The sequence below is a fragment of the Amycolatopsis taiwanensis DSM 45107 genome (assembly GCF_000519205.1).
GTDB classification, from domain to species: Bacteria; Actinomycetota; Actinomycetes; order Mycobacteriales; family Pseudonocardiaceae; genus Amycolatopsis_E; species Amycolatopsis_E taiwanensis.
Genome location: NZ_JAFB01000062.1, coordinates 1 through 20,597, shown reverse-complemented (window position 1 = coordinate 20,597; position 20,597 = coordinate 1). Strand labels below are relative to the sequence as shown.

At 67.7% G+C, this 20,597-nt stretch carries 17 protein-coding genes; 12 read left to right on the top strand and 5 right to left on the bottom strand.

From position 1 onward, the window contains the following. The coding region (locus A3CU_RS0134135; protein WP_027946020.1) for a DUF222 domain-containing protein at positions 1-828 on the bottom strand (828 nt) is incomplete at its 3' end. 212 nt (positions 829-1,040) lie between these two features. Here A3CU_RS0134135 and A3CU_RS0134130 point away from each other — a divergent pair. Beyond that, positions 1,041-1,319 carry a hypothetical protein gene (locus A3CU_RS0134130; protein ID WP_027946019.1) on the top strand — a complete coding sequence of 93 codons (279 nt, stop codon included), beginning with the start codon at positions 1,041-1,043 and terminating at the stop codon, positions 1,317-1,319. Between the two features lie 482 nt (positions 1,320-1,801). On the opposite strand, the gene A3CU_RS0134125 is transcribed toward A3CU_RS0134130, so the two are convergent. Together A3CU_RS0134125 and helR are read right to left on the bottom strand one after the other, a co-directional pair. Then, positions 1,802-2,611, bottom strand: a complete 810-nt coding sequence (locus A3CU_RS0134125; RefSeq protein WP_027946018.1) for an SAM-dependent methyltransferase — start codon at positions 2,609-2,611, stop codon at positions 1,802-1,804. 129 nt (positions 2,612-2,740) lie between these two features. Beyond that, positions 2,741-4,933 (bottom strand): RNA polymerase recycling motor ATPase HelR, encoded by a 2,193-nt coding sequence (helR, locus tag A3CU_RS0134120; RefSeq protein ID WP_027946017.1) that lies wholly within the window; start codon positions 4,931-4,933, stop codon positions 2,741-2,743. Between the two features lie 360 nt (positions 4,934-5,293). On the opposite strand from helR, the gene A3CU_RS53040 reads away from it, so the two are divergent. After that, positions 5,294-5,503, top strand: coding sequence for a hypothetical protein (locus tag A3CU_RS53040; RefSeq protein WP_156960712.1), 210 nt, complete (start codon positions 5,294-5,296; stop codon positions 5,501-5,503). Between the two features lie 344 nt (positions 5,504-5,847). Here the strand turns inward: A3CU_RS53040 and A3CU_RS48145 are convergent, their stop codons facing one another. After that, positions 5,848-6,717 (bottom strand): IclR family transcriptional regulator, encoded by an 870-nt coding sequence (locus A3CU_RS48145; RefSeq protein ID WP_084144100.1) that lies wholly within the window; start codon positions 6,715-6,717, stop codon positions 5,848-5,850. A 119-nt stretch (positions 6,718-6,836) separates the two neighbouring features. On the opposite strand from A3CU_RS48145, the gene A3CU_RS0134105 reads away from it, so the two are divergent. The 9 genes from A3CU_RS0134105 (at position 6,837) to A3CU_RS0134065 (ending at position 18,703) form a co-directional block, all read left to right on the top strand. After that, a complete protein-coding gene (locus tag A3CU_RS0134105) occupies positions 6,837-7,187 on the top strand; it encodes a bifunctional 3-phenylpropionate/cinnamic acid dioxygenase ferredoxin subunit (RefSeq protein ID WP_027946016.1) in 351 nt (116 codons plus the stop codon). Next, positions 7,187-8,353, top strand: coding sequence for an NAD(P)/FAD-dependent oxidoreductase (locus tag A3CU_RS0134100; protein WP_027946015.1), 1,167 nt, complete (start codon positions 7,187-7,189; stop codon positions 8,351-8,353). The genes A3CU_RS0134105 and A3CU_RS0134100 overlap by 1 nt, the downstream gene beginning before the upstream one ends. 92 nt (positions 8,354-8,445) lie before the next feature. After that, entirely contained in the window at positions 8,446-9,588 is a 1,143-nt protein-coding gene (locus tag A3CU_RS0134095) for an aromatic ring-hydroxylating oxygenase subunit alpha (protein WP_027946014.1), read from the top strand. A gap of 93 nt (positions 9,589-9,681) precedes the next feature. After that, on the top strand, positions 9,682-10,974 hold the full coding sequence (locus tag A3CU_RS0134090; protein ID WP_027946013.1) for a serine hydroxymethyltransferase: 1,293 nt from the start codon (positions 9,682-9,684) through the stop codon (positions 10,972-10,974). Between the two features lie 166 nt (positions 10,975-11,140). Beyond that, complete coding sequence (locus tag A3CU_RS0134085) at positions 11,141-12,376, top strand: sarcosine oxidase subunit beta family protein (protein WP_027946012.1); 1,236 nt, start codon at positions 11,141-11,143, stop codon at positions 12,374-12,376. An 8-nt stretch (positions 12,377-12,384) separates the two neighbouring features. Continuing rightward, a complete protein-coding gene (locus A3CU_RS0134080) occupies positions 12,385-12,687 on the top strand; it encodes a sarcosine oxidase subunit delta (RefSeq protein WP_027946011.1) in 303 nt (100 codons plus the stop codon). Beyond that, positions 12,684-15,575: a 2Fe-2S iron-sulfur cluster-binding protein gene (locus A3CU_RS0134075; protein ID WP_027946010.1), complete on the top strand. Its 2,892-nt coding sequence runs from the start codon at positions 12,684-12,686 to the stop codon at positions 15,573-15,575. Before A3CU_RS0134080 ends, A3CU_RS0134075 begins: the two co-directional genes overlap by 4 nt. After that, the gene (locus A3CU_RS0134070; RefSeq protein WP_027946009.1) at positions 15,568-16,155 is read left to right on the top strand and encodes a sarcosine oxidase subunit gamma; all 588 of its coding nucleotides are present in this window, start codon (positions 15,568-15,570) and stop codon (positions 16,153-16,155) included. The genes A3CU_RS0134075 and A3CU_RS0134070 overlap by 8 nt, the downstream gene beginning before the upstream one ends. Before the next feature lie 82 nt (positions 16,156-16,237). Then, positions 16,238-18,703, top strand: a complete 2,466-nt coding sequence (locus A3CU_RS0134065; RefSeq protein ID WP_027946008.1) for a GcvT family protein — start codon at positions 16,238-16,240, stop codon at positions 18,701-18,703. Here the strand turns inward: A3CU_RS0134065 and A3CU_RS51795 are convergent. Beyond that, positions 18,584-19,117: a dihydrofolate reductase family protein gene (locus A3CU_RS51795; protein WP_027946007.1), complete on the bottom strand. Its 534-nt coding sequence runs from the start codon at positions 19,115-19,117 to the stop codon at positions 18,584-18,586. The two genes, A3CU_RS0134065 and A3CU_RS51795, sit on opposite strands and share 120 nt — an antisense overlap. A 163-nt stretch (positions 19,118-19,280) precedes the next feature. Here A3CU_RS51795 and A3CU_RS50285 point away from each other — a divergent pair, with 163 nt between their 5' ends. Then, entirely contained in the window at positions 19,281-20,345 is a 1,065-nt protein-coding gene (locus tag A3CU_RS50285; protein WP_052372673.1) for a DUF222 domain-containing protein, read from the top strand. Positions 20,346-20,597 lie beyond the last annotated feature (252 nt).

Here is a 20,597-nt window from a genome sequence, read left to right as displayed (position 1 = left end):
GGCGCGGTTTTCGAGTTCGGCGAGGGTGATGGACACGATCATCACGGCGCGTTCACCGCCCTGGGTACCGAGTTCGTCGCAGCGGGCGGCGAGGGCGATGATTTCGGCGAGGGCGTCTCCTGCTCGTTCGGCGGGGGTGCGGGTATCGTGTTCGCCGGTCTGGGGGTTCTTGTGTGGTTTTGCCAGTGGCCCGAGTAGCCCGTCGAGTTCCTCGGCGGTTTCGGCGTCCAGTTCACCACTGAAGCGGATGCTGCCATCCTGTCGGTGACGGATGTCCAGCCGCCGCAACGGGTTCACCTGTTCGCGGTCCTTGTCCTCCGGTGGTGCGGTGTCCTGCTCCCAGATCGCGTGCAGCCGACGGCCGGCTTTGCGTACCGCCTCCGGTCCGGCCTGTCGAGCCAGCTCCACCAGAATGCGCTCGTCTGCTTGGCGCTGCTCGACCGGAATCTGTGCCGGGCAGGCGTGAAAGGTCGTGGTGATCGCGTGGACGTGTTCTGCGTTGATGTCCCCGGCGGTCAGGGCGTGCCCGGTGGCCGCGTGCGGAGGGGGCTGCGGCACCCCGGTCAGCGACGACGACGGCATGGTGGCCGCGGCGTGGTCGATGCGTTGTTTGGCTTCCCGCGCGGAAATCCGCAACGCATCCGTCAGGAACGCGGCGGTGTCCTTGAACCCCAGAGACTTCCCCAGTCCGCGCTGCTCGCTCTCACCCATGGCCGCGAGCATCTCGGCGTAGCCGGCCCGCAGCTTTTGCTCACACGCCACCACAATCGCGGCCAGGTCCCTATCGGAAACCTGCGACAGCCGGGAAGCGGGAGTCTGCTCGGACATGCCGATATCCTATCAACTTTAGGACGTACGTTCGACACTCGTTCGAGTTAATGTGATGCGGTGTCAAGGGGTCAGTGCTCATGTGATCCAATGAGTTGATCTTGTTGGCGAGCATGGTGTGGTGGGGCGGGGTGCACCGTTGAGTATGGCGGAGCGGACGCAGAATTCGTTGGGTGTCAAGTGGAAGTCGAGCGGAGTATCGCGCGGAGGAGATGGCGAAGCGGCAGAAGGACCGGAAGATGCCGGGCAGTCCCGGGTTGTGGTCGGAGGCCATGGCGGGGTCGGGGAAGAAGTGGTCGCCCAAGCAGATCGCGTCGCGGTTGCGGTCGGAACATCCTGGGGACGAGGATCGGTGGGTGTCGCACGAGAGGATCTATCAGACGCTGTATCTGCAGGCCAAGGGCGAGCTACGAGGCAAGGTTGCGGCGGCGTTGCGGCAGGGCCGGGTGCAGCGGCGGCCGCGGTCACGGGCGTCGAAGACGCGTCGGTAGATCAAGGACATTGCGGGCAGTCACCGACAAGGCCGGAAGCGCCGCCCGTGAGTAAGGCAGCGCTTCCGCCTGTTGTCCGGTTGCCGGGTTTGGTCAGGCTGTTTTCGGCCTTGGCCAGGGTACGGTCGATCTTGCGGGCTTCGGTGGTGGTGAAGCGGTATCCGACCGAGTTCGTTTCACCAAGCAGGATGCGTGGCCCAGTCTCTCGGGCGTGCTGTGCCGTATCGACGCGGAGTACGGGAGGTGCGAAGCACCACGAACCAACCCACCCCAAGCGACTTCGATACCGGTCCTGGGCCAGGCGACGGGCGAACTGACCGTGACGACCCCGGACGCACCCACGCCACCGACCCGAACCCATCCTCAACCCCACCGTCGGAAACTCCAGCGAGTCTACAAAGGACGACCGCTGCGGCGACACGGACGCCTCGTCCTTCTAAGCGTTCCTCTCGTGCTTGCCCCGGCGTCTTTGCTCTGAAGGGTCAGGGTTTGCGACCCACGACGGCGAGAATGCTGGCACGCTCGGGGTTTTCCCCTACGTCGGCAGGGTTGGTGGGTCGCCATTCGGGGGTGAAGACGATGCCGGGGTCGACGAGGTCAAATCCAGCCATCAGTTCGGCGAGTTCGTCGCGGCTGCGTAGGTGGAGCGGGCTGACCGTTTTGTTGTACAGCTCGATGGCTTGGAGCACTTCGTCGCTCTGCTGGTCGCCGGTGTCGGAGGACAGCGCGAGGTAGCTACCTGGCGCGATCAAGTTGCGGTAGCGGTCGATCAGCGCTTTCGGCCGGCGTTCGTCGGGGATGAAATGGACGAAGGCCGCGATGATCACCATCATCGGTTCGTCGAGGTTCAGCAGCCGCCGGGTTACCGGGTGATCGGAGATCTCTTCGGGCTGTTCCCCATCGGCGTCGAGCATGACCGCACGATCGTTGCCTTGGAGGACGATCTCACTGTGGGCGACGGCGATCGGTTCATTGTCGACGTAGAGAACGCGTGCCGTGGGGTCGGCCTTCTGCGCGACCTCGTGGACGTGGCCCACTGTGGGCATGCCCGAACCGATGTCGAGAAACTGCCGGATACCCTGCTCGATGCCGAACCGGACGACTCGACGCAGCCAGTACCGGTTGAGCAGGCAGATATCGCGCACGTTGGGCAGTTGTGCCATCACCCGGTCGGCGAAGTGCCGATCGATCGCATAGTTGAGCTTGCCGCCGATCAAGTAGTCGTACACACGGGCCGAGTTGGGCTTGTCCAGCTCTAGCTCGTCACGCCGATCGTTCGTTGCGCTCGCCACCGTCAGCACCATTCTGTATTTCCTGTTGTTCGGGCGATCTTAAGGTGACCATGGGTTGAACGTCGACCCGGCGACCGACAAAGGTGGTCGCGGCCGGCCCCCGGCTCGGGGCCGGCCGCACACGAGTCGCTACGCCTTGGTGGGTGTTCCTCTGTCGGCAAGCCCGGTCAGGGCCCGTGGCAACGGGTTCTGGTGCAGGACGCCGAGGCGCTGCGTGGCGCGGGTGAGGGCGACGTAGAGTTCGGCCGCGCCGCGTGGGCCGTCGGCGAGGATCCGTTCGGGTTCCACGACCAGGACGGCGTCGAACTCCAGACCCTTCGTTTCCGACGCCGTCACCGTGCCCGGCACACCCGGTGGCCCGATCACCACGCTGGTGCCTTCGCGACCGGCTTCATCCCGTACGAATTCCTCGATGGCGTCAGGCAGTTCGTCCTCGGTGACCAGCCTGGACCATGGCTGGACGCCGCACGCGCGGACCGACTCCGGTGGCTGGACTCCGGGCGCGAACTCGGCGAGCAGCGCGGCGGCGACGTTCATGATCTCCGCCGGGGTGCGGTAGTTCACCGACAGCGACCGGTAGACCCAGCGGCCGGGCACGTACCGGTCCAGCATCGTGCCCCACGAGGTGGCTCCGGCTTCCGACCGGCGTTGGGCGAGGTCGCCGACCACTGTGAAAGACCGGTTCGGGCAGCGCCGCATCAGTACTCTCCAGTCCATTTCGGACAGTTCTTGGGCCTCGTCGACGACGACGTGCCGGTAGGTCCAGTCCCGGTCCGCGGCGGCGCGTTCGGCGAGGTCACGGGTGTCACGCTCGACGAAGCGATCCGCCAGGTCCTCGGCGTAGAGCAGGTTCTCGGCGGCCAGCAGGATGTCCTCGTCCATTTCCTCGCGGTCCAGCTTCATGAGGTCCATCACGCCGGCCGCGTATTCGGCCTCGGCCTTCCGCTCCGCCTCGACGGCCTGGTCGGCGGCCTGCTCGGCCGACTTGTCGCGACCCAGCAGGTCGACCAGTTCGTCGAGCAGCGGCACGTCCGACACCGTCCAGGCCTCGCCGTCGGCACGCCACAGTGCCTGGTCGGCGCCTGCCGCTTGAAGCCGTTCCGGGGACGCGTACAGCGGCGCCAACAGTGTTTCCGGCGTCAGTATCGGCCAGAGTTCGTCGAGGGCCGCGATGAACGCGTCGTTCTCCGCGAGTTCTTTGAGCAGGTCCGCCCGCATGTCCTCCCATGCTTCGCGGTCCTTCCGGGTCAGCCAGCCTCGGCCGATCCGGGCGATCGCCCGCTCGGTGAGCACGTACGTCACGATCTCGGTGAAGGTGGCGCGGGCCTCGTTGTGCGGCAGCCCGCTCGCGCGGGCCTCCTGGATGGCCCACTCCGCGGTCTCGGCGTCGATCCGCACCGTGACGTCCGACAGTTCGATAGGCAGCGGATTCTCCGGCAGCCGCTGCCGGTCGGCGATCGCCGCCGCCAGCACGTCCAGGATCTTCAGCGAACCCTTGAGGCGCGCGGCTTCCGGGGTGTCCTCGGCGGTGACATGCAGGCCGGGCACGAAGTCTCCGGTGGTCATGAACACCACGTCGAATTCGCCCAGCGACGGCAGAACGCGGCCGATGTGGTTCAGGAACGTCGGGTTGGGCCCGACCACGAGCACACCATGGCGTTCCATCCGCTCTCGCTGGGTGTAGAGCAGGTACGCGACGCGGTGCAACGCCACCACGGTCTTACCGGTGCCCGGGCCGCCCTCGATCACCAGCACTCCCGGGTGGTCGAGCCGGATGATCTCGTCCTGCTCGGCCTGGATGGTCGCCACGATGTCGCGCATTCCCTCACCGCGCGGCGCGTTGACCGCCGCGAGCAGGGCCGCGTCCCCGCGTTCCCCGGCACTGGGGCGGCCGAATACTTCGTCGGTGAAGTCGACCACGTGCCGCCCGCGGGTGTGGAACTGGCGGCGCCGGCGCATGCCTTCCGGGCTCGCGCCGGTGGCGACGTAGAACGCGCGCGACGCCGGCGCCCGCCAATCGAGCAGCACCGGTTCGTAGGAGTTCTCCTCGTCGAAAAGGCCGATCCGGCCGATGTAGGAATGGTCGCCCGAAACGGTGTCCAACCGGCCGAAACACAGCCCGTCGTCCGTCACGCCCAGCCGCTTCATCTGTTTGCCCAGTGCGCGAACCTCGACATCCCGTTCCATGGGTGTCCCGCCGTTTCCCCGCAAGGCCGCGTCGTACTTACCCTTCACTCGCGCTCGCTCGGCGTCGAGCCGCGTGTAGAGCCCGGCCACGTAGCTCCGCTCGGACCGCAGTTCGTCTTCGTACCCCGTTGACACATGCCCCTCACAGTGCATATACTGACGTTAGGTTCGGCGGAGTCTCCATGTGCTTATGGAAGACACGCCGAATTTTCATTATCCGCCTCTTGTCAAGCCCGATCCTGCACTCACTGGGGCTGGCTGCGGGCAACGCGTCCTACCTCGGTGCCGTGGTCATGACGCCGGGTTGCTGCGGTTCCTGCTCCGGTTCGCGCGCAACACCGCGGAGCCGGTACAACGCGGGTGTCCGGACGCTCGCGCGGCTGGCACGGGGCACGTTCGACCTGTTCGGCGACCTGGAGTTGGCCGGGGTCGACGGGGACGCGGTGAAGCCGGGTTTCTCTTCGCCTTCGCGTCGGCATCGTCGGCGCACGCGGCTTGGCGAGGGTAGCGGGACATCGGCGCGCCGGTGGCGAATGGGTCTCCATTGTGGAGGGTGCCAGGGCGACTTCGATAGCCGAACGGGCCGGTGGCACCCGGGTCGGGACCACCATCGGCGACTTCGATGCCGACGCCGCCGTCATCACGGCCGGCGCGGGATCGCGCGAGCTGCAGAAAGCCGTCTCCTTCGCGGCGAATTTCCTTTGAGGAGCGGGATTTCGGCCGGGGCCTTGCCGGTGATCGCGGACACGAACACGTCGAGAACGAACACGAGACTGTCGCATTAGACCCGGCCCAGGCTCGGCACCTGCCCGGCAATCCGGCGCGTAGCGATGACACTGGGGTAAGTCCCGGGCACGTGGAAACAAAACAGCCGCCCAGAGTATGGGCGGCAAGACCGGAACGAATACCGACTTCGTATCATTCGGCAATAGTTGGAAGAGGCGTGGTCATTGTTGTCCGGTGAGTTGTCCACTCGTCTCCGATGGTCATTCGGCGAGGTCGTTAGGTGACTCCTCGCCAATATGACAATGGTGTCCGCCGTAATGGAATCATGGTAACCCCCGATTCATGTTTCTGATATATCTATGCGGTGGGGTAGTTGTGTTAGTTGTGCCCGGGTATCCGGCCGGATCGGTCAGGGGCGCGAGGCGCTGCAGGCGGTCGAGGATCTCCTCGGCGGCCTGGATGAGCACGCGTGCCACGTCCTGGAAGTCCGCGACCCCGAGGTGATCGGCCCCGGCCGACACGCTCAGCGCCCCGGCGATGCGTCCGCCGGGCCCGCGGACCGGGACGGCGACCGAGTTGAGATCGGGTTCGAACTCACCGCTGGCCGCGGCCCAGCCGCGGTCGAGGACCCGGCTGAGGTCGGCCAGCAGCGCGCCCGGCGAGGTGACGGTCTGCGGGGTGAAGCGTTCGAGGGGGCCGGCGAGGGCGGCCCCGAGATCCTCGAACCCGAAGCTCGCGAGCAGCACTTTCCCGCTCGCGGTGGCATGTAGCGGCACCCGCAGGCCGATCCAGTTCCGCTCGGTGTCCGGCTCCTGCACGATGGCCGTCGCGCTGCCGCCCTCGAGGACGCTGAGGCTCACCGTCCCGCGCAGTTCCGACGCCAGCCGGACGCACACCGGCCGGCTCTCCCCGGCGATGTCGAGCTGGGCGGCGGTCGCGCCGGCGAGGCGCACGATGCCGAAGCCGAGCCGGTACTTGCCCCGGCGGCCGTCCTGCTCGACGAACCGGTACTTCTCCAGCGCGGCCATCAGCCGCGAGGCGGTGGACTTGTGCACCCCGATCTCGCGCGCCAGTTCGGTCACTCCCGAGGGGCCGCGCTGGGCCAGAAGGGTGAGCATCGACAATGCCCGGTCCACGGCCTGGCTCGGTGTCCGGGGCTCCGCGGACCCCGCGTCGTCGCCATTGTTGTACATGTTGCAACTCCGAAGCTCTTGGGGCGGAATGTTGGACCGGTTAATTGACGGGAAATGGGGGACTGCCGGATGCTCTGCGGTATATCGCATGTCGTGTTCCGCGAGTAACAGGAGCAACGATGATCTTAGTTGGGGCGACCTCCGATATTCCGGCCGGAGAGGCCGTGCGCGTGCAGGGCCACGTCGCCATCGCAGTCTTCAATGTGAACGGGACTTTCTACGCTATCGACGACACGTGCACCCATCAGGACGCTTCGCTTTCGGACGGGTGGCTCGAAGGGTGCGCGGTCGAGTGCCCGCTGCACGCCGCGTGCTTCGACCTCCGCACCGGGCGGCCGAGCGGTCCGCCCGCCCGCAAGCCCGTGCGGACCCACGAGGTTCTCGTGTCCGACGGGCTGGTGTACGTGAACGAGACCGTCGAGGCAGCGGCGTCGGACGGGGTCGCGGTGCTGGCCGGAGAAGCCAGATGATGCGCGTGATCACCGTCGTCGGGGCCTCGCTGGCCGGCCTCACGACGACGCGGGCGTTGCGGGACCAGGGTTTCGCGGGCCGCATCATCGTCGTCGGGGAGGAGACGTACGCGCCGTACGACCGCCCCCCGTTGTCGAAAGAATTCTTGGCCGGGACGGTTTCGGAGGACGATCTGAAGCTGTCCACTCCGGAGGACGTAACTCTTCTCGCGGACTGGCGGCTGGGGCGCACCGCGGTCGCGCTCGACGCCGCGGAACGCGCGGTCGTGCTCGACGACGGGCAGCGGATCGTCTCCGACGGCGTCGTGCTGGCCACCGGCGCCAGGGCGAGGAGCCTGCCGGGGACGATGCTCGAGGGCGTGCACACCCTTCGAACCCTTGACGATGCGACGGCGCTGCGCAAGGAGCTTGTGGCGGGTGCCCGCCTCGTGGTGATCGGAGCCGGCTTCATCGGCTCCGAGATCGCGTCGACCGCGGCGCTCATGGACGTCGAGGTGGACGTGGTGGAGATCGCGTCCGTGCCATTGCAGGGGCCGCTCGGCGCGGAGATGGGCGAGGTGTGCGCCCGGTTGCACGCCACCCGGGACGTCCGGCTGCACACCGGAGTCGGGCTCGCCGGGCTGATCGGGCAGCAGCGCGTGACCGGCGTCCGGCTGACCGACGGCCGGGAGTTGCCAGCCGACGTGGTGGTGCTCGGCATCGGCGCCGCGCCGTGCGTGGAGTGGCTCGAGGGCTCCGGCGTGGTGCTCGACGACGGTGTCTTGACCGACGCACGCTGTGCGACGAACATCCCCGGCGTGGTCGCGGTAGGAGACTGCGCGAACTCCCATCGCGAGCATCTCGGTGCGGCTGTGCGCATGGAGCACTGGACCAATGCGGTGCAGCAGCCGGTCTCGGCCGCGTCGACGCTGCTGGGCCGGGAACACACCCCCGCGCCTCACCACGGCGTGCCCTACTTCTGGTCGGACCAGTACGGTCACCGGATCCAGTTCGCCGGGCACCGCACGCCCGGCGCACGGGTCGAGATCATCGAAGGCGACCCCGACTCCTTCGATTTCGTTGCGGTGTACCGCGATCGCGTCGGTAGCCCGGTGGCGGTCGTCGCCATCGACCGGGCCCGTTCGTTCGGCCGGTGGCGTCGCCAGCTGGCGGCCCGCCCGGCCTGACCCCGATCCCTCCGTCTTCCGCAGGGCGACGGCGGCGCTCGCCTGCCCGAGGCCGCCGTCCGTTTCTTCTTCCACCGCAAGAAAGGACGTTCATGAGCTCTGTCGAAGTCCGGGACCAGCAACCGGAGCCGGCCTCGAGCCTGATCCCGACGCTGCCCGGGTCGCACTACGCCGATCCCACCGTCTTCTCCCTCGAGCAGTCCCGGATCTTCCGGCGGAACTGGTTCGCCGCGGCGCGCAGCGCCGACCTGCCCACCTCCGGCAGCTTCCGTAACGTCGAGGTAGGGGGAGAAGCGGTCCTCATCGTGCGCGGCCGCGATGGCCGGCTGCGGGCGTTCCTCAACGTCTGCCGCCACCGTGGCGCCCGGCTGTGCGTGGCGGAGTCCGGCACGGTCGGCAGGTCAATCCAGTGCCCTTACCACGCTTGGACCTATCACCTCGACGGTTCGCTCTTCGCCGCCCCGAACCTCAACTCCATGAAGGACGTGAACCGTGACGAGTACGGGCTGATCAAGGTCGCGCTGCGGGAATGGCTCGGCACCGTCTGGGTCAGCCTCGCCGACGAGCCGCCGTCCTTCGTCGACACCGTGCAGGCCGCGGTCTCCACGCGGCTGGGCGGTTCGGACGTCATTGACCGGTGGGGGGTAGGCGAACTCGCGCTCGGCAAGCGGATCACCTACGACGTCCGGGCGAACTGGAAGCTGATCGTCGAGAACTTCATGGAGTGCTATCACTGCGCGACCATCCATCCGGAGCTGACCGACGTGCTCCCGGAGTTCGCCGACGGCTACGCCGCGCAGTACTACGTGGGCCACGGCGCCGAGTTCGGTGCGGAGGTCGCCGGGTTCACCGTGGACGGGAGTGCCGGCTTCACCACGCTCGCCGGGATCGGGGAGAACCACGACCGGCGCTACTACGCGATCACGATCAACCCGCAGGCGTTCATCAACCTGGTGCCAGACCACGTCATCTTCCATCGGATGTACCCGTTGGCGGTGGACCGCACGATCGTCGAGTGCGACTGGCTGTTCACGCAGGAGGTCGTCGACAGCGGGCGAGACCTCTCGCATTCGGTGGAGTTGTTCCATCGGGTCAACCAGCAGGATTTCGACGCCTGCGAGCGCTGTCAGCCCTCGATGTCCTCCCGGGCCTACGCCGGCGGCGGTGTCCTCGTGCCCAGCGAGCACCACATCGGCGAGTTCCGCGACTGGGTGGTGGCCGCGATTTCCGGCTGACCCGGGCCAAAACCGGTGTTGTTTGTTCGGGTCCCGGCGTTTACCGTTTGATATATCAATTCGCGAACATAGATACGACGAGAGGCTGGCCGAATGTCCGTAACGGTTGATCGTCCAGATGCGCGCGAGGTGCTCGGCCTGCCGCTGGCGGAGGCGGACCCGGAGGTCCACGCGGCGCTGGGCCAGGAGCTGGCGCGCCAGCGCGGCACCCTGGAGATGATCGCGAGCGAGAACTTCGCGCCGTTGAGCGTGATCCAGGCGCAGGGCTCGGTACTGACCAACAAGTACGCCGAGGGCTATCCCGGCCGTCGCTACTACGGCGGCTGCGAGCACGTGGACGTGATCGAGCGCCTGGCGATCGACCGGGTCAAGGCGCTGTTCGGCGCCGAGTACGCGAACGTTCAGCCGCATTCCGGCGCCCAGGCGAATTCCGCGGTGCTGGCCGCGCTGCTCGATCCCGGTGACACCTTCCTCGGTCTGGACCTCGCGCACGGCGGGCATCTGACGCACGGGATGCGGCTGACCTTCTCCGGCAGGTACTTCAAGGCCGTGCCGTACCACGTGCGCGCGGACGACCACCTGGTCGACCTTCAGGAGGTGGAGCGGCTGGCGATCCAGCATCGTCCGAAGCTGATCATCGCGGGTTGGTCGGCCTACCCACGCCAGTTGGACTTCGCGGAGTTCCGGCGCATCGCCGACGAGGTGGGTGCCTACCTGATGGTGGACATGGCGCATTTCGCCGGGCTGGTCGCGGCGGGGCTGCACCCGTCGCCCGTGCCGCACGCGCACGTGGTCACCTCCACCACGCACAAGACGCTGGGCGGTCCGCGCGGCGGGGTCGTTCTCGCGCCGAAGGAGCTGGGGAAGATGCTGAACTCCAGCGTTTTCCCGGGGCTGCAGGGCGGCCCTCTGGAGCATGTCATCGCGGCCAAGGCGGTGGCCTTCAAACTGGCCGGGGAGCCGGCGTTCCGGGAGCGTCAGGAGCGCACACTCGCCGGCGCGCGGATTCTCGCCGACCGGTTGCTGGCAGAGGACAACGTCGGTGTCGTCTCCGGCGGTACCGATGTCCACCTGGTTCTGGTGGACCTGCGCAATTCCGAGCTGGACGGCAAGCAGGCCGAGGACCGGCTGCACCGGGTGGGGATCACTGTCAACCGCAACGCGGTGCCGTTCGACCCGCGCCCGCCGATGGTGTCCTCCGGCGTGCGGATCGGCACGCCGGCACTGGCCGCCCGCGGGTTCGGCGACGAGGATTTCGCCGAGGTCTCCGACGTGATCGCGCTGGCACTCCGGCCGTCGATCAGCGAGGCCAGGCTGGACGCCCTGGCCGCCCGCGTCACGAAACTCGCCGAACGCCACCCGCTCTACCCGGAGCTGACGGCATGAGTAGCGCTATATCAAGCCGCCGCTCCCAAGCCGACCAGAGAGCGCGCCGCCGTCAGGCCCCGCTATCGGGGCGGCAGGGCGCCCGTCCGCATTGGGGCACCCAGGCTCGCAAGGAGCGTCCTGTCGACACGATCGCGGTCGCGCGCAAACTCGCGGAGGAGAAGGCATGAGCGCCCGCACGCCCCCCGGTGCGCACCTGCCGGAGCATCCGGACTTTCTGTGGCGGAACCCGGAACCGAAGAAGTCCTACCACGTCGTGATCGTCGGCGGTGGCGGGCACGGCCTGGCGACCGCGCACTACCTGGCGAAGAACCACGGCATCACCGATGTCGCGGTGCTGGAGAAGGGCTGGCTCGCGGGCGGCAACATGGCCCGCAACACGACCCTGATCCGCTCCAACTACCTGTGGGACGAATCCGCCGCGATCTACGAGCATTCCTTGAAACTCTGGGAGGGCTTGGCAGACGACCTCGGTTACCCGATTCTGTTCTCCCAGCGAGGAGTGCTGAACCTCGCGCATACCGAGCAGGACGTCCGCGATTCGGTCCGCCGGGTGGAGGCCAACCGGCTCAACGGCATCGACGCGGAGTGGATCGGCCCGGAGCGGGTGAAGGAAATCTGCCCGATCGTCAATATCGCCGAGGACATCCGGTATCCCGTGCAGGGGGCCACCTACCAGCCGCGCGCGGGCATCGCGAAGCACGACTATGTCGCTTGGGGCTTCGCGCGCCGCGCGGACGAGGCCGGGATCGACCTGATCCAGGACTGTGCGGTCACCGGGTTCACTGTGGACGGTGATCGAGTGACCGGGGTGCGCACCACCCGCGGCGACATCGCCTGTGGCACCGTCGCGCTGTGTGCGGCCGGGCATACCTCGGTATTGCTCGACATGCTGGGCGTCCGCACTCCGTTGCAGTCGCATCCGTTGCAGGCACTGGTTTCCGAGCTGTTGGAGCCGGTGCACCCGACGATCGTGATGTCCAACGCCGTGCACGTGTACGTCTCCCAGGCGCACAAGGGAGAGTTGGTGATGGGCGCGGGTGTGGATTCCTACAACGGCTATGGCCAGCGCGGGGCGTTCCACATCATCGAACGGCAGATGGCCGCGGCGGTGGAGTTGTTCCCGGTTTTCGCCAGGGCGCACCTGCTGCGCTCCTGGGCCGGGATCGTGGACGTCACGCCGGACGCGAGCCCCATCGTCGGGCACACCCCGTACGAGAACGTGTTCGTCAATTCCGGCTGGGGGACCGGCGGGTTCAAGGCCACGCCCGGGATCGGCTGGTGCTACGCGCACACGATCGCGCATGGCAAGCCGCATCCCTATGTCGCCCCGTTCGGCCTGGACCGGTTCACGACCGGTGCTCTCGTCGACGAGCACGGCGCTGCCGCCGTCGCCCACTAGGAGCCACCATGCAACTCATTCACTGTCCCTGGTGCGGACCCCGCGAAGAGATCGAGTTCCGCTACGGCGGCCAGGCGCACGTGTCCTATCCGGACCAGCCCGCCGAACTGTCCGATCAGGACTGGGCGGAATTCGTGTTCTACCGAGACAATCCGAATGGCCCGTTCCCCGAGCGGTGGAGCCACAGCGCGGGCTGCCGGCGCTGGTTCAACGCCGTCCGGGACACGCGCACCTACCGGTTCCTCGCCACCTACAAGATCGGCGAGCCGGCGCCTGCTGTGGTCGGGGCTGACCAGGAGGTGATCGCGTGAGCCGCGTGGACGGATACGGCCGGATCGACCGCGGCCGCACGCTCACCTTCACCTTCGACGGCCGCACCTATTCCGGTCACCCCGGTGACACGCTTGCCTCCGCGCTGCTGGCCAACGACGTACATTTGGTTGGCACGAGCGTGAAACTCGGACGCCCGCGCGGAATCGGCGCCGCGTGGACCGAGGACCCGACCGGGCTCGTGCAGATCGAGAAACCGTTCCCGGAGATGCTGCAGGCCACCGTCGTCGAGCTGACCGACGGGCTCGTCGCCCGCGGGGTGAACGGGCAGGGCCGCCTCGCCGATGCCGCCGACCCGGCCCGCTACGACCGCAAGCACACCCACGCCGACACGCTGGTGATCGGCGCCGGGCCCGCCGGGTTGCTCGCCGCGCGCAGTGCGGCCCGGGCTGGGGAGAGCGTCGTCCTGGTCGACGACCGTGCCGAAGCCGGTGGCACGCTCACCGGCACCGAGCGGATCGACGGGCGCCCCGCGCGGGAATTCGTCGACGAGGTCACCGCCGAGCTGGCGCGGCACCCGGAAGTGGTACACCTGCAACGGACCACCGCGTTCGGCCAGTACGACGACGGGTTCGTGCTCGCGCTCCAGCGTCGCACCGATCACCGTGTTGTCTGGGGGTGGAACCCCCAGGCCCCGCCTGGGGGCAAGCCCCCAGACCCCTGTGTCCTGTGGGGGCACAGCCCCCACACCCCCGCTGGGGGCAAGCCCCCAGACCCCCTTGGCACCGCCGAGCTGGCGAAGAAGTCCCGGCAGCGCGTGCATCGCATCCGCGCGCTGAAGGTGGTCGTGGCCACCGGTGCGATCGAGCGGCCTATCGTGTTCGAGGACAACGACCGGCCGGGCAACATGCTCGCCTCGGCGGCACGTGACTTCCTGCATCGCTACGGCGTGCTGGCCGGGCGCGAAATCGTCGTGTTCACCAGTGACGACGCCGCGTATGCCGCAGCGATCGATCTGGCAGGTGCCGGCGCGAACGTGACCGTATTGGATGCACGGGACAGTACACCGGCTGAGTGGAAAACCCGTTGCGACGAGCAAGGAATCGTTGTTCACCAGTCCACTGTGGTCACGGGTACCGAGGGGCAGGATCGAGTGTCCGGCGTGCTCGCCCGCGAGGGTGACGGCGTCGTGCGCCTGCCCGCCGACCTGCTGCTGGTCTCCGGCGGCTGGAATCCGGCGGTGCACCTGTTCAGCCACGTCAAGGGCGAACTCGCCTATGACCCGGCACTCGGCGCGTTCCGGCCCACCGGCACGCTAAACGGTGTCTCCGTGATCGGTGCCGCCAACGGCACGTTCGACCTCGCGGGCGTGTTGCGCGATGGCGCGGGCGACGAAGCACCCTCGACCGAGCCGGAACCCGCACGCCTTCCGGTGAAAGTGTTGTGGCGCACCGAAGGCGACCCCGCTCGCCAGTTCGTGGACATCCAGCGCGATGCCACCGTCGCCGACATCGGCCGTGCCGTCGGAGCGGGCATGCGGTCGGTGGAGCACGTGAAGCGCTACACCACGATCGGCACCGCACACGACCAGGGCAAGACGTCCGGCGTGATCGCCTCCGGCATCGCCGCGGAACTGCTCGGGCGCGCGATCGAGGAGCTGGGCACCACGACGTTCCGTCCGCCCTACACCCCGGTCGCGTTCGCCGCGCTGGCGGGCCGCGAGCACGGGCACCTCTTCGACCCCGAACGGGTCACGTCGCTGCACTCCTGGCACGTCGCTGCCGGTGCGGTGTTCGAGGACGTCGGCCAGTGGAAGCGCGCCCGCTACTACCCCAAACCCGGCGAAAATATAGACGCCGCCGTGCTGCGCGAATGTGCCGCGACTCGCAACGGCGTCGGCATTCTCGACGGGTCCACCTTGGGCAAGATCGACGTGCAGGGCCCGGACGCGGGGGTGCTGCTCGACCGTATCTACACCAACATGATGAGCACGCTCAAGGTCGGCCGCGTGCGCTATGGCGTGATGTGCGGCAACGATGGCATGGTCATCGACGACGGGACGGTGCTGCGGATCGCCGAGAACCGGTTCCTGGTCACCACGACCACCGGCGGTGCGGCCCCGGTCCTCGACTGGATGGAGGAATGGCTGCAGACCGAGTGGCCGGACCTGCGGGTGCACCTCGCGTCGGTCACCGAGCAATGGTCGGTGTTCCCGGTCGTCGGCCCGCGCTCGCGTGTGGTGATCGGTGAGCTTTTCAAAGACGTCGACGTGTCCAACGAAGCGTTTCCGTTCATGTCGTGGCGGGATACCACGCTCGACGGGGTCGGAGTCCGGCTCGCCCGGATTTCCTTCTCCGGCGAGCTGGCCTACGAGGTGAACGTCAACTCCTGGTACGCGCTTTCGCTGTGGAAGCGCTTGCTGGAAGCCGGCGAGCCCCACGGCATCACCCCGTACGGCACGGAGACGATGCACGTACTGCGTGCCGAAAAGGGATACCCGATCATCGGGCAGGACACCGATGGCACGGTCACTCCGCACGATCTGGGAATGAGCTGGGTGGTGTCGAAGAAGAAGGAGGACTTCATCGGCAAGCGCTCATTTTCCCGCCCGGAGAACCAGAACCCGATGCGCAAGCAGTTCGTCTCGCTGTTGCCGACCGACCGCCGCACCCGGCTGCCCGAGGGTTCGCAGATCGTCGAACGGCAACCGGGCGGCACTCTGCCCGAGCCGCCGGTCCCGATGCTCGGGCACGTCACGTCCAGCTACCACAGTGCCGCGCTGGGCCGCCCGTTCGCGCTCGCGCTGGTGAAGAACGGCCGCGCCCGCATCGGGGACCTCGTGCACGTGCCGGTGGACGGTGCGCTCGTCGAAGCGGAGATCGGCGAAACCGTGCTGGTGGACAAGGAAGGAGCACGCCGCGATGGGTGACACCCTCTACCGTGCGCACCCGTTGGAGGCGTGGAAACCCGCGCTGGCCGAGCTGACCTCGGCCGTCGACGGGCTGGTTGTGCGGGCCGAAGACGAGATCGCCGCGGTGGACCTGCGCATCGATCCGGCGGGTCCCGGCGCGGAGGCACTGGGCCGGATGCTGGGTGCCGCCCTGCCGGTCGAGCCGAACACGTGGACCCACACCGCCGACGGGCAGATCATCTGGCTCGGCCCGGACGAGTGGCTGGTGACCTCGGCCCGCAGCCTTCCGCACGAACTCGAGCACGACCTCGGCTGGGCCGCGTCCGCCTACGACGGCGCGGCGGTCGACGTCTCCGCACAGCGGACCAGTATCCGGCTACGCGGCTCCCTGGCCCGAGAGCTGCTGTCCTTCGGGTGCTCGCTGGACCTGCGGCCGTCGGTGTTCTCGGCGGGATCCAGCGCGCAGACCCTCGTCGGACGGGCCGGTGTGCTGATCCTGGCGCTGGGCGAGGAGGACCTCCGGCTGTTCGTGCGGCCGTCGTTCGCGGGCTACCTCGCGGAGTGGCTCCTCGACGCGGCCGAAGAGTTCCGCCCATGAGTGCGGAGTTCATGCCGGATTTCGGCAGTAACGAGTCACTCATGCCGCCAATGAGTGGCACCGTTCAGGGAGGAGACCTATCATGAGCGCCACCCCACGCGTCGTCATCATCGGAGCCGGCATCGTCGGGGCGAACCTGGCCGACGAGCTCACCGCGCGCGGCTGGACCCGGGTCACCGTCGTCGACCAGGGCCCGTTGCCGCTCACCGGCGGTTCCACGTCCCACGCGCCCGGACTGGTGTACCAGACCAACCCGTCCAAGGCCATGACCCAGTTTGCCACCTACACCGTGGAGAAGTTCAAGAGTCTCGACGTGGACGGCGCCTGGTGCTTCAACCAGGTCGGCGGCCTGGAGGTCGCCACGACCCCGGAGCGGTTCGCCGAACTGCATCGCAGGCAGGGCTGGGCCACGTCCTGGGGCGTGCCCGGTGAGGTCGTCGGCCCCGAGCGGTGCGTCGAACTGCACCCGTTGCTCGATCGCGAACGCATACTCGGCGGGTTCCACACGCCGACCGACGGGCTCGCCAAGGCTGCGCGCGCCGTCCAGGCCTTGATCCGGCGGGCCACGGCGTGTGGTGCGGTATTCCGCGGTTCGACCCGGATCACCGAGGTGCTGCAACAGGGCGGCCGGGTGACCGGGGTGCGCACCGACGCCGATGAAGAAATCCCCGCCGACATAGTGGTGTCCTGCGCCGGGTTCTGGGGCCCGGCGGTCGGTGACCTCGTCGGCATGAAGGTTCCGCTGCTTCCCTTGGCACATCAGTACGTGCGCACTGGGCAGGTCGCCGAACTCGTCGGCCGCAACGACGACGCGATCGAGGCACGGCTTCCGATCCTGCGGCACCAGGACAACGATCTGTACTACCGCGAACACAACGACCGTCTCGGCATCGGTTCCTACGCGCACCGCCCGATGCCGGTCCGCCTGTCCGACCTGCCGGAGGGCGACGTCACCGAGGCGGCGATGCCGTCGATGTTGCCGTTCACCGAGGAGGACTTCGCGCCGTCCTGGGAGCAGAGCAAGACCCTGCTGCCGGCGCTGGGCGCCGCGAAGATCGAGACCGGGTTCAACGGCATCTTCTCGTTCACCCCCGACGGCGGCCCGCTCGTCGGCGAGTCCCCGGACGTCGCGGGCTTCTGGATCGCTGAGGCGGTGTGGGTGACCCATTCGGCGGGCGTCGCGCGGGCCGTCGCACAGGTGCTCGTGGACGGACGCAGCGAGATCGCGCTGCATGGCTGCGACGTGCATCGGTTCGACGAGATCGAGACGACCGACGCCTACGTCCGGGAGACCTCGCAGCAGAACTTCGTGGAAGTCTACGACGTGGTACACCCGTTGCAGCCCAAGCTTTCCCCACGCGAGATCCGCGTCAGCCCGTTCCACGCACGGCAGAAAGAGCTGGGGGCGTTCTTCCTGGAGGCGCACGCCTGGGAGCGTCCACATTGGTACGAGGCCAACGCCCGGCTGGTCAAGGAACTTCCGTCGGAGTGGCAGGCCCCGTCGCGCGACGCGTGGTCGGCGATGTTCCACTCACCGATCGCCGCGGTGGAGGCGTGGAAGACTCGCACAGCGGTGGCGCTGTACGACATGACGTCGCTCAAGCGCCTCGAGGTGAGCGGACCGGGCTCGGTCGAGTTCCTGCACCGGCTGACCACCGGCAAGATGGACAAGTCCGTCGGCTCGGTCACCTACACCCTCGCGCTGGACGAAGGCGGCGGGACCCGCTCCGACCTGACCGTGGCGCGGCTCTCGGAAGACGTGTTCCAGGTCGGCGCGAACGGCAACCTCGATTTCGACCACTTCCAACGGGAGGCGCCGGCCGACGGCAGCGTGTCCGTTCGCGACATCACCGGCGGCACCTGCTGTGTCGGTGTGTGGGGACCGCTGGCCCGCGACCTGGTGCAGCCGCTGACCGGCGAGGACTTTTCGCACGAGGCGCTCAAGTACTTCCGGCTAACGCGCGCCCACATCGCCGGTATTCCGGTCGTCGCAATGAGACTGTCCTATGTGGGCGAGCTTGGCTGGGAGATCTACACCAGCGCTGAATACGGCCAGAAGCTCTGGGACGTACTCTGGGAAGCCGGCAGGCCGCTGGGCGCCGTCGCCGCCGGGCGTGCCGCGTTCAACAGCCTCCGCCTGGAGAAGGGCTACCGGTCGTGGGGCGTGGACATGACGACCGAGCATAACCCGTACGAGGCCGGTCTCGGCTTCGCGGTCAACAAGAAGAAGACCGGCTACATCGGCTACGACGCGATCGCCGGACTCAACGACGAGAGCGTCACTCGCAGGCTCACCTGCCTGACCGTGGACGACGGCCGCAGTATCGTGCTGGGCAACGAACCGGTGTTCGTCGACGGCGAAGCCGCCGGCTACGTCACCTCGGCCGCGTTCGGGCACACGATCGGCAGGCCCATCGCCTACGCCTGGCTACCCGCGCCGCTTCCGCCCGGCACCCCGGTGGAGATCCAGTACTTCAACCGGAAGGTGCGCGCCACCGTCGCCACCGAACCACTGGTCGACCCGGAAATGACCCGCATCCGCCGCTGAGCATGGCGTCCCGGCGGGCGTCGACGCCGCCTCGGCGCGCTCGCGCGCGGCGGTGATGCCGTCGGGCAGACCGGTGGTGACGAACGTCCAGTCGAGGTCGGTGAGCCGCACCGACTTCGGCGGCGAGCTCGTCACGACGACGAATGCGGGCTTGCCGACCTCTCCGGCGCCGTAGCCGACGTCGTCGTTCCAGCCCTTGGGCCCGTCGACCACGTCGAAGAGCCGGCGGCCGAGGACGACCGCACCCGAGCGGGCGGTCCCCTCGCGCAGGAACCGGCCGTCGTCGGGGTCTTCGGAGAACGCCCAAGTGTGCAGGGCCTCGCCGCCGGTGCCCAGACCGTTGTCCGGGCCAGGGTCGGGTCCGGTGACGAAGCCGTCGAGGGAGACTGATATGTCCGCGATGATTCGAGTCATACCAGGGTAGACCCGAGCCGCCGACCAAACTCATCGTTCACGCACGAGCGTATGCCGAAAGGCCAGCCCAGTGGCGCATTTTCACGACATGTTCGATGGACTATCGCTCGTTTGATCGATATAATTTGTGGTATTCCGTCTGTGAGTGAGGGGTTCTCCGTTGATGTATGACTTGTTTTCGTTGTGTGGCGACGACATCGCCCGCATGTCCGATCACGCCGCGGTCGAGACCATGACCGTGGCCCGGGAAGCCGTGTGCCGGGCCGAAGCCGTCCAGGTCCGTGCCATCGCTCGATTATGTAAGGTTCGGGGTGATACCAGGTGGGTGGCGGATGAAATCGCGCTCGAACTGTCCATCAGCAGACAGGCCGCCGCCGGTCTGGTCGATGCGGCGGAGGTACTGACCACCCGACTACCGAAGTTGTTGGCGGCCATGGAGCACGGCGAGGTCGACCTGCGCACCGCATGCAAAGTGTGCGACGTGACCGCCACGTTGGCGGACGAGCAGGCCCGCGCGGTGGACGACCGTATCGCCGGACGCTTGGCAGGCAAGGACTCCGAAAAGATCCGGCGGATGGCACGGGACGCCGTCTGCGCCATCGACCCTGACGGGTATGCGGAGCGGGCGAAGAAACGCCGCAAGGATCGCCGGGTCGAACTCATCCATGCCGAGGAAGGAATGGCCTCGCTCTGGGTGTATCTGCCCGCCGAGATCGCGAGCGCGATCTACGCCAAGGTTGATGGCATCGCCCGCAAACTGAACACCAAGGACGAGGACCGCACTCTCGACCAACTCCGAGCCGACGTCCTGGCGGATCTCGCCCTGGGTAAGCACGAGGGCCTGCCCGGCGTTCTCGCCCAGGTCTACATCCACGTGCCCATCGACGCCGCACTAGGCATCGCCAACACAGGATGCGAACTCGAAGGTCATGGCCCGATCCCGGGCGAGATCGCCCGCCAGATCATGGCAGACCCCAACAGCGTGTGGCGCAAGGTCACCTGCGACCCCGTCTCCGGCGCCGTGCTCGACGTCGGACGCACCCGCTACAAGCCACCCGCCGCCCTCGACGAATTCGTCCGCGTCCGCGACCGCACCTGCCGCGCGCCCGGTTGCAGACGGCCCGCACAACGCTCCGACATCGACCACCACCGCGACTACCGACGCGGCAAAACGGCCACACCGCCAAAACCAACCTCACCTGCTTATGCCGGGCTCACCACCGTCTGAAGGTGCGCCATGAGGCGCTTGTTTACCGAATGGAGGTGAAAGACCTTCGTCGCCTGGCTGTCGCAGCGGTTGGGTGAAGCTGAGGGCAGCCTGAATCCTGTTGGGAGTGTTGGGATTTGGGTGGCAAGCGGCCCTGACAAAGTCGGAGCGTACCAGTACTGCCAGATGGTGCGGGTCCGGTGAGCGAGACGAGAAGGTACACACAAGAAACCAGCGATTGACGCCCCGTTATGTGGAGCCGGCTCGAAATCT